General features: G+C 71.5%; 16 protein-coding genes. 7 read left to right on the top strand and 9 right to left on the bottom strand.

The genetic code is table 11. The annotated features are described in order from the left end of the window. Positions 1 to 312 precede the first annotated feature (312 nt). A complete protein-coding gene (locus ACFFXY_RS03505; protein ID WP_382345894.1) occupies positions 313 to 855 on the top strand; it encodes a SigE family RNA polymerase sigma factor in 543 nt (180 codons plus the stop codon). Further along, a complete protein-coding gene (locus ACFFXY_RS03500; RefSeq protein WP_382345892.1) occupies positions 855 to 1,631 on the top strand; it encodes a hypothetical protein in 777 nt (258 codons plus the stop codon). The genes ACFFXY_RS03505 and ACFFXY_RS03500 overlap by 1 nt, the downstream gene beginning before the upstream one ends. A gap of 71 nt (positions 1,632 to 1,702) precedes the next feature. On the opposite strand, the gene ACFFXY_RS03495 is transcribed toward ACFFXY_RS03500, so the two are convergent. Beyond that, positions 1,703 to 2,170, bottom strand: coding sequence for a rhodanese-like domain-containing protein (locus ACFFXY_RS03495; protein ID WP_382345890.1), 468 nt, complete (start codon positions 2,168 to 2,170; stop codon positions 1,703 to 1,705). A gap of 162 nt (positions 2,171 to 2,332) precedes the next feature. Between ACFFXY_RS03495 and ACFFXY_RS03490 the strand changes: the two genes are divergently transcribed. Then, complete coding sequence (locus ACFFXY_RS03490; RefSeq protein ID WP_382347364.1) at positions 2,333 to 3,124, top strand: aldo/keto reductase; 792 nt, start codon at positions 2,333 to 2,335, stop codon at positions 3,122 to 3,124. A gap of 50 nt (positions 3,125 to 3,174) precedes the next feature. Here ACFFXY_RS03490 and ACFFXY_RS03485 read toward each other — a convergent pair whose 3' ends face one another. The 5 genes from ACFFXY_RS03485 to ACFFXY_RS03465 all read right to left on the bottom strand — a co-directional run bounded on the left by ACFFXY_RS03485 (position 3,175) and on the right by ACFFXY_RS03465 (position 7,572). Then, complete coding sequence (locus ACFFXY_RS03485) at positions 3,175 to 3,387, bottom strand: helix-turn-helix domain-containing protein (RefSeq protein ID WP_382345888.1); 213 nt, start codon at positions 3,385 to 3,387, stop codon at positions 3,175 to 3,177. After that, entirely contained in the window at positions 3,387 to 3,875 is a 489-nt protein-coding gene (locus ACFFXY_RS03480) for a DUF2975 domain-containing protein (RefSeq protein ID WP_382345886.1), read from the bottom strand. Before ACFFXY_RS03480 ends, ACFFXY_RS03485 begins: the two co-directional genes overlap by 1 nt. A 79-nt stretch (positions 3,876 to 3,954) precedes the next feature. Further along, the gene (locus ACFFXY_RS03475; protein WP_382345884.1) at positions 3,955 to 4,836 is read right to left on the bottom strand and encodes a sigma-70 family RNA polymerase sigma factor; all 882 of its coding nucleotides are present in this window, start codon (positions 4,834 to 4,836) and stop codon (positions 3,955 to 3,957) included. Between the two features lie 101 nt (positions 4,837 to 4,937). Then, positions 4,938 to 6,179 carry an arginine deiminase gene (locus ACFFXY_RS03470; RefSeq protein ID WP_382345882.1) on the bottom strand — a complete coding sequence of 414 codons (1,242 nt, stop codon included), beginning with the start codon at positions 6,177 to 6,179 and terminating at the stop codon, positions 4,938 to 4,940. A 10-nt stretch (positions 6,180 to 6,189) separates the two neighbouring features. Beyond that, positions 6,190 to 7,572: a basic amino acid/polyamine antiporter gene (locus ACFFXY_RS03465; RefSeq protein ID WP_382347361.1), complete on the bottom strand. Its 1,383-nt coding sequence runs from the start codon at positions 7,570 to 7,572 to the stop codon at positions 6,190 to 6,192. 227 nt (positions 7,573 to 7,799) lie between these two features. On the opposite strand from ACFFXY_RS03465, the gene ACFFXY_RS03460 reads away from it, so the two are divergent. Then, the gene (locus ACFFXY_RS03460) at positions 7,800 to 8,264 is read left to right on the top strand and encodes a universal stress protein (RefSeq protein ID WP_382345880.1); all 465 of its coding nucleotides are present in this window, start codon (positions 7,800 to 7,802) and stop codon (positions 8,262 to 8,264) included. A 44-nt stretch (positions 8,265 to 8,308) separates the two neighbouring features. Here ACFFXY_RS03460 and ACFFXY_RS03455 read toward each other — a convergent pair whose 3' ends face one another. Together ACFFXY_RS03455 and ACFFXY_RS03450 are read right to left on the bottom strand one after the other, a co-directional pair. Next, positions 8,309 to 9,784: a glycoside hydrolase family 43 protein gene (locus ACFFXY_RS03455; protein WP_382345878.1), complete on the bottom strand. Its 1,476-nt coding sequence runs from the start codon at positions 9,782 to 9,784 to the stop codon at positions 8,309 to 8,311. A gap of 125 nt (positions 9,785 to 9,909) precedes the next feature. Continuing rightward, positions 9,910 to 11,661, bottom strand: a complete 1,752-nt coding sequence (locus ACFFXY_RS03450; RefSeq protein WP_382345876.1) for an ABC transporter ATP-binding protein — start codon at positions 11,659 to 11,661, stop codon at positions 9,910 to 9,912. Between the two features lie 370 nt (positions 11,662 to 12,031). Here ACFFXY_RS03450 and ACFFXY_RS03445 point away from each other — a divergent pair, with 370 nt between their 5' ends. The 3 genes from ACFFXY_RS03445 (at position 12,032) to ACFFXY_RS03435 (ending at position 16,198) form a co-directional block, all read left to right on the top strand. Then, positions 12,032 to 13,996 (top strand): potassium transporter Kup, encoded by a 1,965-nt coding sequence (locus ACFFXY_RS03445; protein ID WP_382345874.1) that lies wholly within the window; start codon positions 12,032 to 12,034, stop codon positions 13,994 to 13,996. An 89-nt stretch (positions 13,997 to 14,085) separates the two neighbouring features. Then, a complete protein-coding gene (locus ACFFXY_RS03440; protein WP_382345872.1) occupies positions 14,086 to 14,670 on the top strand; it encodes a TetR/AcrR family transcriptional regulator in 585 nt (194 codons plus the stop codon). Next, complete coding sequence (locus tag ACFFXY_RS03435; RefSeq protein ID WP_382345870.1) at positions 14,660 to 16,198, top strand: MDR family MFS transporter; 1,539 nt, start codon at positions 14,660 to 14,662, stop codon at positions 16,196 to 16,198. Before ACFFXY_RS03440 ends, ACFFXY_RS03435 begins: the two co-directional genes overlap by 11 nt. On the opposite strand, the gene ACFFXY_RS03430 is transcribed toward ACFFXY_RS03435, so the two are convergent. Then, positions 16,195 to 17,595 carry a short-chain fatty acyl-CoA regulator family protein gene (locus ACFFXY_RS03430; protein WP_382347358.1) on the bottom strand — a complete coding sequence of 467 codons (1,401 nt, stop codon included), beginning with the start codon at positions 17,593 to 17,595 and terminating at the stop codon, positions 16,195 to 16,197. The two genes, ACFFXY_RS03435 and ACFFXY_RS03430, sit on opposite strands and share 4 nt — an antisense overlap. Positions 17,596 to 17,708 lie beyond the last annotated feature (113 nt).

The raw sequence follows: 17,708 nt of genomic DNA, 5'->3' as shown, positions 1-17,708 counted from the left end.
GTTCGAGAAGTTCTCGAATCCGCGGCAACCTTCGGGGCGTCCGCGGCAACTGGATGACGGTGCGGCACCCCGGCTCGCCGCACCGCACATCTACCGGAGGGACGGGCCGCGATGTCCTCACCGACTTTCACCACCACCCCCGCCATGGCGCGCCCGTAACGACTCCGCTGGTTCCACGGATGGGCTTCCTGCCATGGGAGATCGACAGGCGCGGGCACCGGGGGTGCCTGCGCCTGTCGTGCAACGGAACGTGAGGGGGTCACGGTCCTGCTGCTAGAATCGCCTCCCCGCAATGCGACCGGAAGGCCCCCGTTGGACGTCCCCGCTGCACTCGACGAGGACGCCTTCCGCGCCTTCTTCGAGCGGCACCACGCCGAGCTCGCGCGCTTCGCGTGGATGCTCGTCGGCGAGCGCACCGCCGCGGAGGACATCGCCGCCGACGCCATGCTCGCCGTGTGGCGCCAATGGGACCAGGCCCGCCGCGCCCGCTCGCAGATCGCCTACGCCCGCGGCATCGTCGCCAACCTCGCCAAGACCCGCATCCGCGCCGCCGTGCGCGAACGCCGCCGCAACACCCTCTTCTGGCAGAAGCCCACCGAGACCGCCGACGGCCCCGACACCGCCGCCGTCATCGACGTGCGCGCCGCCCTCGACCGGCTCCCCCTGCGCCGCCGCGCCTGCGTCGTCCTGCGCCACTCCCTCGGGCTCTCCGAACGCGAGACCGCCGACGCCCTCGGCATCTCCGTCGGCACCGTCAAGTCCCAGACCTCCAAGGGCCTCGCCGACCTCCGCCGCCTCCTCGGACCCGCACCCGACGGCCCCGCGTGGGCGCAGGTCACCAAGGAGGTGGCGTGATGAACGGCGACCCCGCCGACCGGCTCCGCGCCCGCGCCGAGGAGTTCGAGCCCGACGCCGACCGCATGTGGACCCGCGTCGCCGAAGGGATGCGCGCGCCCCGCGGGGCCGCCGCCGCGCCCGAGCGCGCGCGCTGGCGCGTCCCGCACCTGGCGATGGCCACCGGCGCGGCCGTCGTCCTCATCGGCGGAGTCGTCCTCTTCGGACTCACCCAGGGCGGCGGCCCCTCCGCCGACCCCGACCCGGCCCCGCCCGCCGCGGACCCCGGCGCCCAGACCTCCGAGTCCGAAGCGCCCCAGGACGACACGAGCGAGGAGTCCTCCCCCGACGGCCCCTCCGGCACCGGCAGCAGCGCCGAAGGCGAGACCGAGACCGAGGAGACGCCCGAGCAGCCGGACTGGCTGTGGTCCGAGGGCGCGATCGACGCGAACAACACCGACTACTGGACCCAGTCGGTCGTCAGGTTCCGCTCCGACACCGCCCTGACCGGCCTCGAAGTGGAGCTGCGCCTCACCGAGGACGAGGGCCTCGCGTTCCTCGACGCGTGGACCAGCGACGACAACCTCTTCACCGAAGCGGTCTACACCAGCGAGGACGGGTACGCGGTCCTGCGCTGGACCCTCAAGGACGGCGCGGTCGTCCCCGCCGGGAACGAGTACACGCTCGCGGGCCAGTTCGACCCCAACGGGGGTCCGCGCAGCGGCGAGGGCGACGCCTTCACGATCACCGCCACCGGCGAGGACGGCGAGACCGGCGTCCTCGAAGGCGGCTTCTAGGCGACCCGGCAACCCCAGAGCGGGCGCGGGGACCGGACCACCGGCCCCGCGCCCGAAACCCGGCGGTCAGGTCAGCAGGCGCAGGAGACGCCGGTGACGGGGACGGTCCGCGGGTCGGGCTCGCCGCGCTCGACGCCGGCGTCGGTGGCGACGGGGAGGCCCTCGCGGATCCAGTACTCCATGCCGCCGATCATCTCCTTCACCTGGTAGCCGAGCTTCGCGAACTCGACGGCGGCGCGGTAGGCGCCATTGCAGCCCGGGCCCCAGCAGTAGACGACCACGGGCTGGGACGGGTCGACCAGTTCCGCTGCGCGCGAGGCGATCTCGTCGGTGGGGAGGTGGACGGCGCCGGGGGCGCGGCCCTGGTCCCAGGCGGCCTTCCCGCGGGAGTCGACGAGCGTGAAACCGGGCTCGTCGGCGTCGAGCGCGCCGTACACGTCGGAGACGTCGGTGCGGAAGGCGAGCTGGGCGGTGAAGAAGGCGAGCGCGTCAGCGGGGGAGGCCGCAGGGACGCGCAGCACGGCGTTCTCGTTCGTCATGCCCCGAATCTATATGCCGGTACAAACAGTTTTTTGCACCGGTACAAACGCTGCCGCCTGCCGGGACGGGAGGTAGCGTAGACGCCGAACCGCACCCGATGAGAGAGGGACGCAATCGTGGCTCCCACCGCACCCACGGTCGACCTCGTCCACGGCGCCGCCATGCCGCGCCTGGGCCTGGGCACCTGGCCCATGGACGACGCCGAGGCCGAGCGGGTCGTCGCCGAGGCGATCGGCCTCGGCTACCGCCTCGTCGACACCGCCGAGAACTACCGCAACGAGCGCGGCGTCGGCCTGGGCCTCAAGGCCTCCGGCGTCGCCCGCGAGGACCTGTTCGTCACCACCAAGTTCAACCGCGAGTGGCACGGCGTGGACCTCGCCGCCGAGGCCGCCGAGCGCCGCCTCGACCTGCTCGGCCTCGACTACCTCGACCTGCTGCTCATCCACTGGCCGAACCCGCAGCACGGCAAGTACACCGAGGCCTGGCAGGGCCTCGCGCGGCTGCTCGAATCGGGCCGCGTCAAGGCGATCGGCACCTCGAACTTCAAGCCCGCGCACCTCGACCGGATCATCGAGGCCACCGGGGTCGTGCCCGACGTCAACCAGATCCAGTTGAGCCCCTTCACGACCCGCGACGAGACCCGCGCGTACGACGCCGCGAAGGGCATCGTCACGCAGTCGTGGTCGCCGATCGGCGGCGAGGGCGGCGAGGTCCGCAAGGACCCGCTGGTGGTCGGCCTGGCCGAGAAGTACGGGCGGACGCCGGGGCAGATCGTGCTGCGCTGGCACCTGGAGCTGGGCCTGGCGGTGGCCGTGAAGTCCGCGAACCGCGAGCGGCTAGAGCAGAACCTCGACGTGTTCGGCTTCGAGCTGGAGGCGGCCGACGTGGCGGCCCTGTCGGCCCTGGACCGCGGCGAGGGCGCGGCGGCGGACTCGGACGCGTTCGGGCACTAGTAGAAGAGTGAACAGCGGACGGCGGCACCGGAGACCGGTGCCGCCGTTCGCTATTCGGGTTCGGGGACGAAGCGGAGCACGTCGCCGGGCTGGCAGTCCAGGACCCGGCAGATCGCTTCGAGCGTGGAGAACCGCACGGCCTTCGCGCGCCCGTTCTTGAGGACCGCGACGTTCGCGGGGCTGATCCCCACCGCTTCGGCGAACTCGCCCACGGACATGCCGCGCGCCGCCAGCAGGACGTCGATCTCCACACGGATGCCCATCAGATGACCTCGGCCATCTCGGTCTTCAGCTCGGTGGCCTTGCGCAGGAGCCCGCGCATGATGAGCATGAGCATCGCGAACGAGGTCCCGGCCCCGATGCACGCGGCGAGGCCGAGCATCGCGCCGATGAAGACCATCTCGTCGGCCCCGGTGTCCACGACGAAGAAGCAGACGGCGACCGCCAGCGAGAGGAGCACCCCCGCGAGCGCGGCGCCGATGATGACGTCGATCCAGCGGAACGCCTTGTCGCTGAAGATCGCGTCGCGGTCGATCATGCCCAGGAGCATCCAGCCGGCGACGAGCATGACCTGGACGCAGGCGACGCCGATGATCGAGGCGGCGGCGAGGATCGGCGCCATGTCGGGGCCGTAGTCGCGCTGGAACTCCAGCATCCCCGAATTGGGCACGACCATGATCTGGCCGAAGAGGGACGCGAGGAACGAGGCGGCCAGCACCAGCCGCAGCATGAGGATGAGGAATGCGTTCATGCATCGATTCTCGATCGGTATCTATCGAAAGTCAATAGATACCGATCGAAAGTCGAGAGACGGCACGATCCCGGGAGGATCACGCGTCGAGCAGCGTCAGCTCCATGCCGCGGATGGTGGCCGCGTCGGTGATGCCCTCCATGGCCGTGATCCGGCCGTCCTCGATCGTGAACACCAGGACCCGGGTGGGCATGTCGGGGATCGAGGAGACCGCGCCGATCTTGCCGTCCACGAGGACCAGCTGCGCCTGGGAGGCCATGGCCGCGAAGGTCATCGCGCCGCCCGCGATCGTGGCCGCGCCGCGCAGGATGGTGCCGACCTCGGCCGCGTCGGTCCGCAGCGTGACGTCCGGGTCGAGCACCGAGACGAGGGCGTCGAAGTTCCCCTCCTTCGCTGCGGACATGAACGCCTCCACGACGGCCCGCTGCCGGGCCGCGTCGCGGTGCTCCGGCTCGCCGGTGCCCCGCACCCGGCCGCGGGCGCGGCTGGCGAGCTTCCTTGCGGCCGTGGGGGTCCGGTCCACGATCTGGGCGATCTCGGTGAACGGGACGCCGAACATGTCGTGGAGGACGAACGCGAGCCGCTCGGCCGGTTCGAGGGTCTCCAGGACCACCAGCAGCGCCAGGCCCACCGAGTCGGCCATGACCGCCGACGACTCCGGGTCCACCGGCGCGCCGGTGAGGCTCGGCAGTGCGGCCGGCTCGGGCCCGGCCTCGGGGATGGGCTGCTCGGCGCGGGACTTGCGGCGGCGCAGCTGGTCCAGGCACACCCGCCCGACCACCGTGGTGAGCCACCCGCTCAGGTTCTCGATGCGGTCGGCGTCGGAGGCGGCGAGCCGGAACCACGCCTCTTGCACGGCGTCCTCGGCCTCGCCGGAGGAGCCGAGCATCCGGAACGCCACCGCCTCCAGCCGCGGGCGGTCCTCGTCGAAGCGGCGTGCGAGCCACTGGTCGTCGGTCATGTCCGGTCCCTTCCCCGAAGTGCGGTCAGCGGTATGACGCAATCCTCGACCCGAACGTGACCGCCGCGGGGGCGATGTGCGCCCCGTCACGGCCCGGTCGATCAGAAGGCGACGGGGTCGCGGACGATCGGGCAGGTCATGCAGTGCCCGCCGCCGCGCCCGCGCCCCAGCTCCGCGCCGACGATCGTGATGACCTCGATCCCGGCCTTGCGCAGCAGTGTGTTCGTCTGCGTGTTCCGGTCGTACGTCATGACCACGCCCGGCTCCAGGGCGACCGCGTTGTTCCCCGAGTCCCACTGCTGCCGTTCGGAGGCGTACACGTCGCCGCCGGTCTCGATGACCCGCAGGCCCGAAAGGCCCAGCGCCGAGGCGACGACGTCGGTGAACGCGGCCGTGCCGTGGTCGACCAGCTCCAGGCCCGGCTCCCGGTCCGCCGGGTACAGCGAGAACGTGTGCACCGAGTCCATGATCTGCGGGTACAGGGTCACCACGTCGCGGTCGGCGAACGTGAACACCGTGTCCAGGTGCATCGCCGACCGCAGCTTCGGCATGCCCGCCACCACGACCCGCTCGGCCGCGCCCCGCGCGAACAGCGCCCGCGCCACCTGCGTGATCGCCTGCCGGGAGGTGCGCTCGCTCATGCCCATGAGCACCACGCCGTTGCCCACCGGCATGATGTCGCCGCCCTCGAACGTCGCCTGCCCCCACGCCTCGTCCGGGTCGCCCCACCACACCGTCGAGCCCGTGAACTCCGGGTGGAACAGGTAGACCGCCTTCATCAGCAGCGTCTCGTCGCGCCGCGCGGGCCAGTACAGCGGGTTGAGCGTGACCCCGCCGTACAGCCAGCACGTCGTGTCCCGCGTGTACAGCGTGTTCGGCAGCGGCGGCATCAGGTACTCGCGCACGCCCGTGGACTCGCGCGCCAGCGCGAGGTACGGCGGCCGCAGGTCCTCGGGGAGGTCCGCGGTCGACAGGCCGCCGATGAGGAACTCCGCGAGCGACGCGGGGCTCAGCGACTCCAGGTAGGCGCGGGTCGGCTCGATGAGCCCCAGGCCCACTTCGTTCGCGGTGATCTTCCGGTCCAGCAGCCACGACCGGGCCGCCGGGTCGGCCACCGTCGCGGCGAGGAGGTCGTGCAGCTCCACCACCTCGACGCCCCGCGCCTGCATCTTGTTCACGAAGTCGAGGTGGTCGCGCTGCGCGTTCTCCACCCACATGACGTCGTCGAACAGCAGCCCGTCCGCGTTCGTCGGCGTCAGCCGCCGGTGCGCCAGGCCCGGCCGGCACACGAGGACCTTCCGCAGCCGGCCCACCTCGGAGTGGACGCCGTATCCCTCGGTCATGTTCTCTCCCTTAAATACTGATCCATCCGGCGGCCAGTGCGACGACGCCGAGGACCGCGCCCGCGATCGACGCCGCCAGCAGCACCGCCTCGCCCGGGCTGAACAGGCGCCGCCCCTGCTCGCGCCGGGTCATGACGAACAGGATCGTCGCCGGGGCGTACACGATGAACGACACGAGCACGAACTTCAGGCCCGCCGCGAACAGCAGGAACGCCGTGTACACGACCGCGAGCGCCGCGATCGGCAGCGCCCCGCCGGTCCGCCGCCCCACCGCGCCGCGGTCCCAGCCCATGGCCACCTTCACGGCGAACAGCGCCGCGAGCAGGAACGGGATGAGCGTCAGGGCGCTCGTCAGGTCGAGCGCGAAGTTGAACGCGTCCTCGGAGAAGTACGTGACGACCAGGACCACCTGGCTCAGCGCCGTCGACAGCGCGAGCGCCGGGACCGGCACGTCCTCGGACGTGGACCGGGCGAGGAACCGCGGCATGTCCTTGTCCTTGGCGGCGACGAAGAGGACCTCCGCGGCCATGAGCGTCCACGCCAGGTACGCGCCGAGCACCGACACGATGAGCCCGACCGACACGAACACCAGGCCCCACGTGCCCACCGCGTGCTCCAGGACCCCGGCCATCGACGGCTGCCGCAGCTCGGCGATCTCGTCCATCGGCATGATCCCGTAGGACACGATCGTCACCGACGCGAACACCGCGAACACCGACAGGAACCCGGTGATCGTTGCCCGGCCCACGTCCTCGCGGCGCGCGGCGTGCCGCGAGTACACCGACGCGCCCTCGACGCCGAGGAACACGAACACCGTCGCCAGCATCGTCCCCTTCACCTGGGAGAACAGGGACCCGGCGTAGTCGGCGCCGCCCCAGTTCTGGGCGAACGCGTGCGGGTCGAGGAAGAACAGCGCGAGGATCACGAACACGGCGATGGGGATGAGCTTGGCGACCGTGACGATCCGGTTGATCGCCGCGGCCTCCTTCACGCCCTGCTTGATGAGCAGGAAGAACCCCCACAGGCCCGCCGAGGACAGCACGATCGCGAGGACCGTGTCCCCTTCGCCGAGGGCGGGGACGACCGCGCCGACGGTGGACATGATGAGGACCCAGTAGGTGACGTTGCCGACGCAGGCGCTGGCCCAGTACCCGAACGCGGAGAAGAAGCCCGGGTACTCGCCGAACCCGGCCTTCGCGTACGCGTAGACCCCGGCGTCGAGGTCGGGGCGGCGGACGGCGAGCTGCTGGAACACGAACGCGAGCATGAGCATGCCGGTCCCGGCGATGGCCCAGGAGATGAGCGCTCCGGCGACGCCGGTCTGCTGCGCGAAGCGGGCGGGGAGGGAGAAGACGCCGGCGCCGACCATGGAGCCGACGACCATCGCGGTCATCGTCCAGAATGTGAACTTCGCTGCGGGGCGGCCTTCAGAGGTAGCCGAGGTGGCGGCGGTGTCGTGCGCCATGGCGTCCTCGCAGGTCGGTCGGGTCGGTGACGCCTGAATATAACTCCCGAATGGACCCCGATGCCGCGATTCGCCCCGATCCCCGGGTTCGCGGGGGCCCGCTCCGGGTACCCGACCGGTCCCCCCATGGAAGGGGCTTGACGGAAGGAGCGGACATGGACGTCTCGGAGCACAAGCCGGACCGCATCGTCGTCGGCGTCGACGGCTCGGCGCCCTCGCAGCGGGCGCTCGAATGGGCGCTGCGCGAGGCCGCGCTCACCGGCGCGGAACTGGAGGCGCTGCACGCGTGGGAGGTGCCCGCCGCGTACGGCACGGGCATGGTGATGACCCTCCCCTCGAACGAGGAGTTCGAGTCCGCCGCGAAGCAGGTCCTCAGCCGCGCGATCGACCAGGCCGCCGGAAACGACCCGGGCGTCGTCATCGACCAGAAGACGGTCGCCGGGCATCCGGCGCGGGTCCTCATGGACGCCGCCGAAGGCGCGGCGCTCCTGGTCGTGGGCTCGCGCGGGCACGGCGGGTTCGTGGGGACGCTCGTCGGCTCGGTCAGCCAGTACTGCGTCTCGCACGCGCCGTGCCCGGTCGTGGTGGTGCGCGACCTGTCCGAGAAGGACCAGGACTGACCGCGGTCAGGGCCCTGATCGGCCGCGACCGCGACCGTTAACGGTCAGGGCGTGTAGGCGAACCGGCGCAGGACCGAGCCGGTCCCGGCGGCGCCGACGCCGAGCATCCGGCCGGTGAAGCCGGTCGCGACCTCGGTCGACAGGTAGCGGCCGTCCAGGCGCGCGAGTTCGACGCCGTCCGCGGTGAGCACGAGGTCGTCGGGGCCGTAGGCCGTCATGGTCTCGGCCTCGCACTCGACCGCCGCGATCCGCAGGACCGCCTCCGGCCCGGCCGCGGCCGACCCGAGCTCGGCGGTGACGCCGCCGATCCGCGCCTCCGCGGTGACGCGGCCCTCGGCGTAGACCAGGCCGTACCGGTGCCGGTCGTCGATGCGGACCTCGAACCGGCCCGAGGCGGCGAACACCGCCTCGGCCTCCCAGCGGAGGTCCTTGACGCGCACGCACAGCAGCCCGGGCGACCCGTCGGCCGGGTCGCGCAGGTCGAGCCCGCCGCCCTCGCGGACCGACGCGATCTTCGCGGGCTCGCTCGCGGGCGCGACCCAGCGCGGGCCCGGCGGCGCGGCCGCGAACTCGTCGGCGAACCCGGTCGGGTCCGGCGCGAACTCGTACCGGTCCTCGTCGAACACCGGCCAGCCGTCGACCCAGTCGACCCCGGCGAGGAACGTCTCGCGGCCGAGCACGTGGAACGAGGGCGTGAACCCGCCCGGGCGCACCGCGAGGTACACGGCCGCCCAGTCGCCGTCGGCGGTCTCCACGAGGTCGGCGTGGCCGGTGTTCTGCACCGGGTGCGGGGTGGACCGGTGGGTGAAGACGGGGTTGCGCGGGCACGCCTCGTACGGGCCCTCGGGGCGATCGGCGCGCGCGATGGTGACGCCGTGGCCGCGCTCGGTGCCGCCCTCGGCGAGCAGCAGGTACCAGTGGTCCCCGATCCGGTACAGGTGCGGCGCTTCGGGGTACGCGAGTCCCAAGCCCTGCCACACGAGGTACGGGGGCTCCTCGAACGCGCCGGTCTTCATGTCGAGGCGGCCCTGCCAGATCCCGTTCGCCGACCGGCCGCCGTCCTCGGCGCGGACAGCGCCCGCCCACGTCAGGTAGCAGGTCCCGTCCTCGTCCCACGCGAGATCGGGGTCGATGCCGTCGGCCTGCGGCACGAACACCGGGTCGCTCCACACCAGCCGCTCATGGTCGGTATCGGACACGAGTTCGGCCGAGACGATGGTCTGCCCCATGTCGTCGCCGACGTTCGTGGTCACGAAGTACAACCGGCCGTCGTGGTGGCGCAGCGTCGAACCGTAGATCCCGCCGGAGGGCCGCCCGTCCCCGCGCAGGAACTGCCCGCGCCGGTCGAGGATGTTCCCGACCTGCCGCCACGACACGAGGTCCCGGCTGTGGAACAGCGGCGCCCCCGGGAAGTACTCGAAGCTCGAATGGGCCAGGAAGTAGTCCCCGCCCACCCGGCACACCGTCGGGTCCGGATGGAACCCGGAGACGATCGGATGCACGGCTGCCGACACGATCATGGAGCACCCCTCACTAAGTTGCGTCCCTAAACTTTCTCATCCCGCTTCAGCTCCCCTTCAGGTTCCCCCGGCTAGGTTTGCAACCGGGGGCCCTTACCCAGAGGTGAAGCCGCGGCATGCCCTGCTCAGGCCGCCGCGTGCTGGACTCCCCACTGGGCCGCGTAGCGGCCCGAGGCGGCGAGGAGTTCGGCGTGGGTGCCCTGCTCGGTGATGCGGCCGTCCTCCAGGACCACGATCAGGTCCGCCGAGCGGACCGTGCTCAGCCGGTGCGCCACCACCAGGGTCGTGCGCCCGCGCATCAGCGTCTCCAGCGCGCCCTGGATGTGCCGCTCCGACTCCGAGTCGAGCGCGCTCGTCGCCTCGTCCAGGAACAGGATGCGCGGGTCGCGGATGAGCGCCCGAGCGATCGACAGGCGCTGGCGCTGCCCGCCCGACAACCGCGCGCCCCGCTCCCCGACGACCGTGTCCCACCCGTGCGGCAGGGCCTCCACGAACGCGAGCGCGTTCGCGTCCCGCAGCGCCGCCCGCACGCGTTCGTCCTCGATCGTCCCGAGCCCGTACGTGATGTTGTCGCGCACCGACCCCTCGAACAGCACCGAGTCCTGCGGCACCACCGACACGTGCCGCCGCACCGACCGCATGTCGAGGCCCTCCATGTCCTCGCCGTCCACGAGCACCGCGCCCGAGTCCGGCCGGATCAGGCCCAGCACCGTGTTCATCAGCGTCGACTTGCCCGAGCCCGACGGCCCCACGAACGCGACGGTCCGCCCCGGCTCCACCACCAGGTCCACGCCGTCGAGCGCCGGCCGCCCCGCGTCGCGGTAGCTGACCGAGACGCCGCGCAGCTCCACCCGGCCCGCGACCGCCGCCACGGCCTTGCCCTCGTTCCGCTCGATGTCGGGGTCCTGGAGGACCTCGGCGATCGACCGCACCGACTCGGTGCCGCGCGCCGTCACCGGCACCAGGTTGAGGACCGCGCCCACCGAACCGGTGAGCATCGAGAAGTACGTGCCGAGCACCACGACCTGCCCGGCGGTGATCGGCGCCCACTCCAGGAGCGCCACCGCCGCGGCCAGCAGCAGGCACCCGACGGACAGGAGCTGCATGGTCACCCAGCTCGCCGCGCCGAAGCGGCCGTTGACGACGTCGAGGCGCAGCCCCCGGTGCCGCACCTCGTCGGCGACCTGCGAGACCCGCTCGGTCGCGACGTGCTCCAGGCCGTGCGCGCGGGTGATCGGCATGAGCGCCGCCATCTCGCCGACGCGCGCCGAGAACACCTCCATCTCCTTGCGGAACTCCTGGTTGCGCTCCTGCGTGCGGCGGCGCGTGAACCACCAGACGCCGAAGCCGCACGGCAGCGACAGCGCGAACACCGGCAGGAACTGCGGCACCGTCAGCGAGGTCATCGTGATCGCGCCCGCAAACACGAACACCGCCTGGAGGAACGGCCCGCCCGACTGGGAGAGCATCAGCTCGACGTTCTCGACGTCGCGCACGACCTTGCTCTGGATGATCGACGCGTTCGACCGCGAGTGGAACCCGATCGACAGGAGCTGGAGCCGCGCCGCCAGCGCGTTGCGCAGGTCCGCGCCGAGCGAGCGCACGACGCCCATGTACAGGCGCGTGAACCACACGTGCGTGAACACGTTCTGGAAGACGAGGACGGCCGCGCCGAGCGCGAGCCAGCCGAGGGTCGACAGCGGGCTGCGGTCCACGACCGCGTCCACGGCCGCGCCGGTGATGACCGGCAGCAGCCAGACCGGGCTGTCCTTGACGATGAAGACGGCGACGGCCGCGCCCAGGCGCCCCCGCCGTGGTGTGAGCGACCGCGCGAGCGAGGCGATCGGGTGCTTGCCGTCGAGGGTGATGGAGTCCATCAGGTGTGCCCCGGATTCGGTTCGAGGAAATGGGTCGTCGCCGGTTCGGTTGCGCCGCAGCGAGGCTCGGGGAACGGATGGGGAAGGGGGCCGCGGACGCCCCCGCGGCCCGCGGGCCCGGGGGATCACCGCCGACCATCGTAGCCCCGCCGCGGGCCCGCCCGCCCCCGGATTTTCGGGTGGCACCGCCGCCCGGACCGGACCACAATCGAGGTGTGATCTGCGGCAATGCGGCCCACCGGCAGGCGCGCCCCCTTCGCGGCTCCAGGTCGGCAGAGGCGCTGGGCGGGGTATCGTGCATCGGTCGGACACGACCGCGGACGCCCGCCCGCGACGGTCCGGCCGCCCGTCCGACAGGAAGTGAACGCAAGTGACCGCCGCCGGCAGCGCGGGTCAGCCCGGACCCGCAACCGATACCGCGCCCCAGCCCGGGCGCGGCGTCCGGGACGCCACCCGCCTCGCGCTCGTCGTCGGCGCCCTCGGCGTCGTCTTCGGCGACATCGGCACCAGCCCGATCTACGCGCTCCAGACCGTGTTCAACCCCGCCGACCCGCACCCGGTGCCCGTGGCCCCCGAGAGCATCTTCGGCGTCGTGTCCCTCATGTTCTGGTCCATGGTCATCATCGTGACCGTCACGTACGTGCTCCTGGCGATGCGCGTCGACAACGACGGCGAGGGCGGCATCATGGCCCTCATCACGCTCCTGCACAAGTGGAAGCAGGGCCGCGGCCGCCGCGCCGCGCTCACCCTCGCCGCCCTCGGCATCTTCGGGGCGTCCCTGTTCCTCGGCGACTCGATGATCACGCCCGCGATCTCCGTGCTCTCCGCCGTCGAGGGCATCGAGGTCGTCGCCCCGAGCCTCGACAGCCTCGTCATCCCCGTCACCGCGGCCATCATCGTGGTGCTGTTCCTCGTGCAGCGCAAAGGCACCGCCGCCGTCGGCCGGGCCTTCGGGCCGGTCATGATCGCCTGGTTCTGCGTCCTCGCGCTCCTGGGCCTGCGCGGGATCAGCGGCCACCCGGAGATCCTCAAGGCCCTCAGCCCGGTCTACGCCGCGGACTTCCTGGTCAATCACTTCCACATCGCGTTCTTCGCGCTCGCCGCGATCGTCCTGTGCATCACCGGCGCCGAGGCGCTCTACGCCGACATGGGCCACTTCGGCCGCCCCGCCATCACCAAGGCGTGGCTCATCCTCGTCTTCCCCGCGTGCCTGCTCAACTACATGGGCCAGGGCGCGATGGTCCTGGAGGACGGCACCGCCGTCTCCGGCCCGTTCTTCCTCCTCGCCCCCGGCTGGGCCCGCCTGCCGCTCCTGATCCTCGCCACGGCCGCCACGGTCATCGCCGCGCAGGCCGTCATCACCGGCGCGTACTCCGTGGCCGCCCAGGCGTCGCGCCTGGGCTACCTGCCGCGCCTGCGCATCGACCACACCTCCGCCGAGCAGTACGGGCAGATCTACGTCCCGTGGATCAACTGGCTGCTCATGGTCTCGGTGCTCACCCTGGTGTTCGCGTTCCGGTCCTCGCACGCGCTCGCGTACGCGTACGGCATGGCCGTCATGGGGACGATCACGATCATGACGCTCCTGTTCCTGTACATCGCGAAGTCGCGGTGGGAGCTGCCGCTGTGGCTGGTCCTCGGCGGCGGGGTCTTCCTGCTCGGGTTCGACCTGCTGTTCCTGGCCGCGAACTTCACGAAGCTCGTCCACGGCGCGTGGCTGCCGCTGCTCATCGGCCTCGCCGCGTTCACCGTCATGGTCACGTGGCAGAAGGGCCGCGCGATCGTCACCGCCGAGCGCGAGCGGCGCGAGGGCCCGCTGCGCGCGTGCGTCAAGCAGCTGCGCGCCGAGCTGCCGAAGACGAACTGCGTGCCCGGCACGGCCGTGTTCCTCAACCGCGGCAAGCTCACCACGCCGCTCGCGCTGCGCGCGAACATGGAGCACAACCACGTGCGGCACAAGCAGATCGTGATCGCCTCGATCGAGACGAAGCCGGTCCCGCGCATCGGTGAGGAGGACCGCGTCTCCGAGGACTTCCTCGGCTTCGCCGACGACGGCATCGTGTACGTGCAGATCCGCTTCGGGTACATGGAGGTCCAGGACGTGCCGCGCGCGCTCGCGCAGCTCGACCGCGAGAAGCACGGCGGGCGCCTGCGCATCGACGAGGCGTCGTACTTCCTGTCCACGATCCACCTGCACCCGAGCGAGCAGCCGACGATGGCGCAGTGGCGCAAGCACCTGTTCATCGCGACCTCGCGGATCACCGCCGACGCCGCCGACCACTTCCGGCTCCCGCGCGAGCGCACGATCATCATGGGGTCCCAGGTCGAGGTCTGAGGAGTCTCGTCCGCCACAGGCGTGGACGCGCCGCGCCCGCCGCGCCTATGATCGAAACGAAAACACTTCGTTTCGATAGGAGCAGGCCCGTGGAACGACGCTCACGCCTCTCGGCCGAGCGCGAGACCGAGATCTTCGGCTGCGTGGAGCGCCTGGTCCGCGAGCACGGCTACGAGAACGTCACCATGCAGCAGATCGCCGCCGAAGCGCGCACCAGCACCGCCACCCTCTACCGCCACTGGAACGGCAAGCCGCGCCTCGTCGTCGAGGCCGTGCGCAACCGCCGCCCCGCCCCCCTGGAGGACGTCGACACCGGGAGCCTCCGCGGCGACTTCCTCGCCGGGACCGCCGCGATCATCGAGTCCGGCCCCGACGACCACGACCTCATGAGCGCCCTCGCCAACGCCGCCCGCACCGACCCCGAACTCGACCGGGCCCAGCGCGACATCCTCGTCGCACCCATGCAGCGGGCCGTCGAGGCGGTGCTCGACCGGGCCGCCGCCCGAGGCGAGATCGCCGCCGACGCCCCCGCCCGCGAGTTCGTCCCCGAACTGCTCTTCGCCTCCCTCATCGCGCACAAGATCCACACCGGGGACTTCCCCGACCGGGCCTACCTGACCCGCTTCCTCGACCTCGTCGTCCTTCCCGCACTTGGAGTCCGCCGTGACCACTGAGACCCTCGAACCGCCCGCGCCCGGCACCGGCGCGAAGCTCCCGTCCCACTTCGGGTGGATCTACGCCGCCCTCATGGTCACCATGCTCCTGTCGGCGCTCGACCAGACCATCGTCTCCACCGCGCTCCCCACGATCGTCGGCGAACTCGACGGCCTCTCCCACATGGCGTGGGTGACCACCGCGTACATCCTCGCCGCGACCATCGGCATGCCCGTGTACGGCAAGCTCGGCGACCTCATCGGCCGCCGCCAGCTCTTCCTCGCCGGGCTCGCGGTCTTCGTCCTCGGCTCCGGCCTCGCCGGGTTCGCGCAGGACATGCCGCAGCTCATCGCCTTCCGCGCCTTGCAGGGCCTCGGCGGCGGCGGGCTCATGATCGTCTCCCAGGCGATCATCGCCGACCTCGTCCCCGTGCGCCAGCGCGCGAAGTTCATGGGCCCCATGGGCGCCGTGTTCGGCCTCGCCGCCGTCGCGGGCCCGCTCCTGGGCGGGTGGATCACCGACAACGCCGACTGGCGCTGGGCGTTCTGGATCAACCTGCCGCTCGGCGTCGCCGCGCTCGCCATCTCCGCGGCCGCGATCAAGCTGCCGCGCAAGCGGGTCCACGTCAAGTTCGACTACCTCGGGACGGCGCTCATGGCCGTGGCCGTGACCTCGCTGATCCTGGTGTGCACGTGGGGCGGCACCGAGTACGAGTGGACGTCGCCCCAGATCCTCTGGCTCGGCGCGGTCACGGTCGTCGCGGCGGTGCTGTTCGCAGTCGTGGAGCGGCGCGCGAAGGAGCCGCTGATCCCGCTGCGGATGGTGAAGAACCCGGTGTTCTCGATCGCCACGCTCATCGGCATGATCGCGATCGGCCTGGGCATGTTCGCCGTCATCTCGTACATGCCCACCTACCTCCAGATGGTGTACGGCTACTCGGCGACCGAGTCGGGGCTGCTGCTCATCCCGATGGTCGCGGGGATGATGCTCACGGCCGTCACCTCGGGCTCGCTCGTGTCGAAGCTGGGGCGGTACAAGGGGTTCGTGGTCGCCGGGATGCTCGTCATGCCCGTGGGGATCTGGCTCATGTCCACACTCGACCCCTCATCGCCCGTATGGGTGCTGTGCGCCTACATCGCGCTGCTCGGCGCGGGGATGGGCCTGGTCATGCAGAACCTGGTGCTCGCGGTGCAGAACGCGTTCCCGCAGAGCGAGGTCGGGACCGCGACGTCCTCGAACAACTTCTTCCGCGAGATCGGCGCCACGGTGGGGGTCGCGGTGGTCGGGGCGGTGTTCACGAACCGGCTCACCGACCACCTCGCCGGGATCGGCACGGACTTCGGCGGGGCCGGGGCCGAGTCGATCACGCCCGCGATCGTGCGCTCGCTCCCGGACGCCCTGCGCGAGCAGGTGATCAACGCGTACTCCGACGCGCTGCTGCCGATCTTCCTCGGGCTGGTCCCGGTGATCCTGGTGGGCACGGTGCTCGCGTTCTTCCTGCCGAACCGGAAGCTCCGCGAGGACGCCGAGCACGCGCCCGCGCACTAGTCCGCCGACGGGTAGGGGGTGAACCGGCTCTGGCGGTCGGTCACCTCCAGCGGCGCGCCGATCGCGGGGAACGCCCGCTGCGGGCAGCCCTTGCGGTCGCACACCTTGCAGCCGGGGCCGATCGGGGTGAGCATCGCCGGGTTGGCGAGGTCGAGCCCGTCGGCGTAGACGAGCCGGTGCGCATGGTGGAGGTCGCAGCCGAGGCCGATCGCGAAGGTCTTCGCGGGCGTCCCGAACCCGCCGTAGCGGCGGGTCACGGTGCGCGCGACCCACAGGTACGAGCGGCCGTCGGGCATCTGCGCGAGCTGGGTGCGGATCTGGCCGGGGCTCGCGAACGCCTCGTAGACGTCCCACAGCGGACAGGTGCCGCCGACGCGCGAGAAGTGGAAGTCGGTGGCGGACTGGCGCTTCGAGATGTTCCCGGCCCGGTCGACGCGCACGAAGAAGAACGGCACGCCCCGCGCGCCGGGCCGCTGGAGCGTCGAGAGCCGGTGCGCGACGGTCTCGAAGCCGACGCGGAAGCGCCGCCCGAGCAGGTCGAGGTCGTAGCGCAGTTCCTCCGCGGCCCTGAGGAACGGGCCGTACGGGAGGATGAGCGCGCCCGCGAAGTAGTTCGCGAGGCCGATCCGGGCCAGGCCGCGGGCCTCGTCCCCCGACAGGTCCGCGCCGTCCACTTCGGATCTGATGAGGTCGTCGCACGCGACGAGCGCGAGGTGCGTGGCGAGCTGGAACGCCCGCTGGCCGGGGCTGAGCAGCGGCGAGACCCGCAGCACCTTCGCGTCGGGGTCGAAGCGGCGCTTCACGCTGTTCCCCTCGCCCGCTTCGAGGTCGGCCACGACCGTGCCGTGCCGCTCGCGCAGGAGCCGGGCCAGGCCCTCCGCCAGCGATCCGGGTTCCAGCGACGCCTCCTCGTACATCCGCTCGGCCGCCTCGTCCAGTGCCGGAACGTGGTTCCGCTTGGCGTAGAAAAGGTCCCGCACCTCCTCGTGCGCGGTCGGCGAGCCCGCGTCGAGTTCGGCGCTCATCGCGGCGTTCCGTTCGACCATGTGCTGGTAGCGGCGGTGCAGGTCCACCACGTACTGCGCCAATCCAGGCATCGACTCGGCGAGCTCCCGCGCCTCGCCGTTCGAGACGCGGTCGGCGTGGGCGGTGTCGGCGAGCGCGTCGCGCAGCTGGGCGGTGAGCCGGTCCGACTCGGAGGCGGAGAACCGCTGCACGTCCACGTCGTAGACCTCGGCGAGGCGCAGCAGCACCGGCCCGGTGATGGGCCGCTGGTTCGACTCCATCTGGTTGACGTAGCTCGTGGAGATCCCCAGGGCCGTCGCGAGCGCGGCCTGCGTGAGCCCCTGCTCCTCGCGGAACCGGCGCAGCCGCAGCCCCACCTTCGCCTTGCGCAGCGCCATGACCACGTCCTTTCACAAGTTTTGCAAATGGGTCCGGAAATTTCCACAAGAAACCACATTTACAGCGGTTTCAAGGGCATCCGGGTGTGTGCATACTGTGAAATGTA

The sequence above is a fragment of the Glycomyces mayteni genome, assembly GCF_042428885.1.
GTDB lineage: Bacteria > Actinomycetota > Actinomycetes > Mycobacteriales > Micromonosporaceae > Glycomyces > Glycomyces mayteni.
This window is presented reverse-complemented; position numbering and strand designations above follow the sequence as displayed.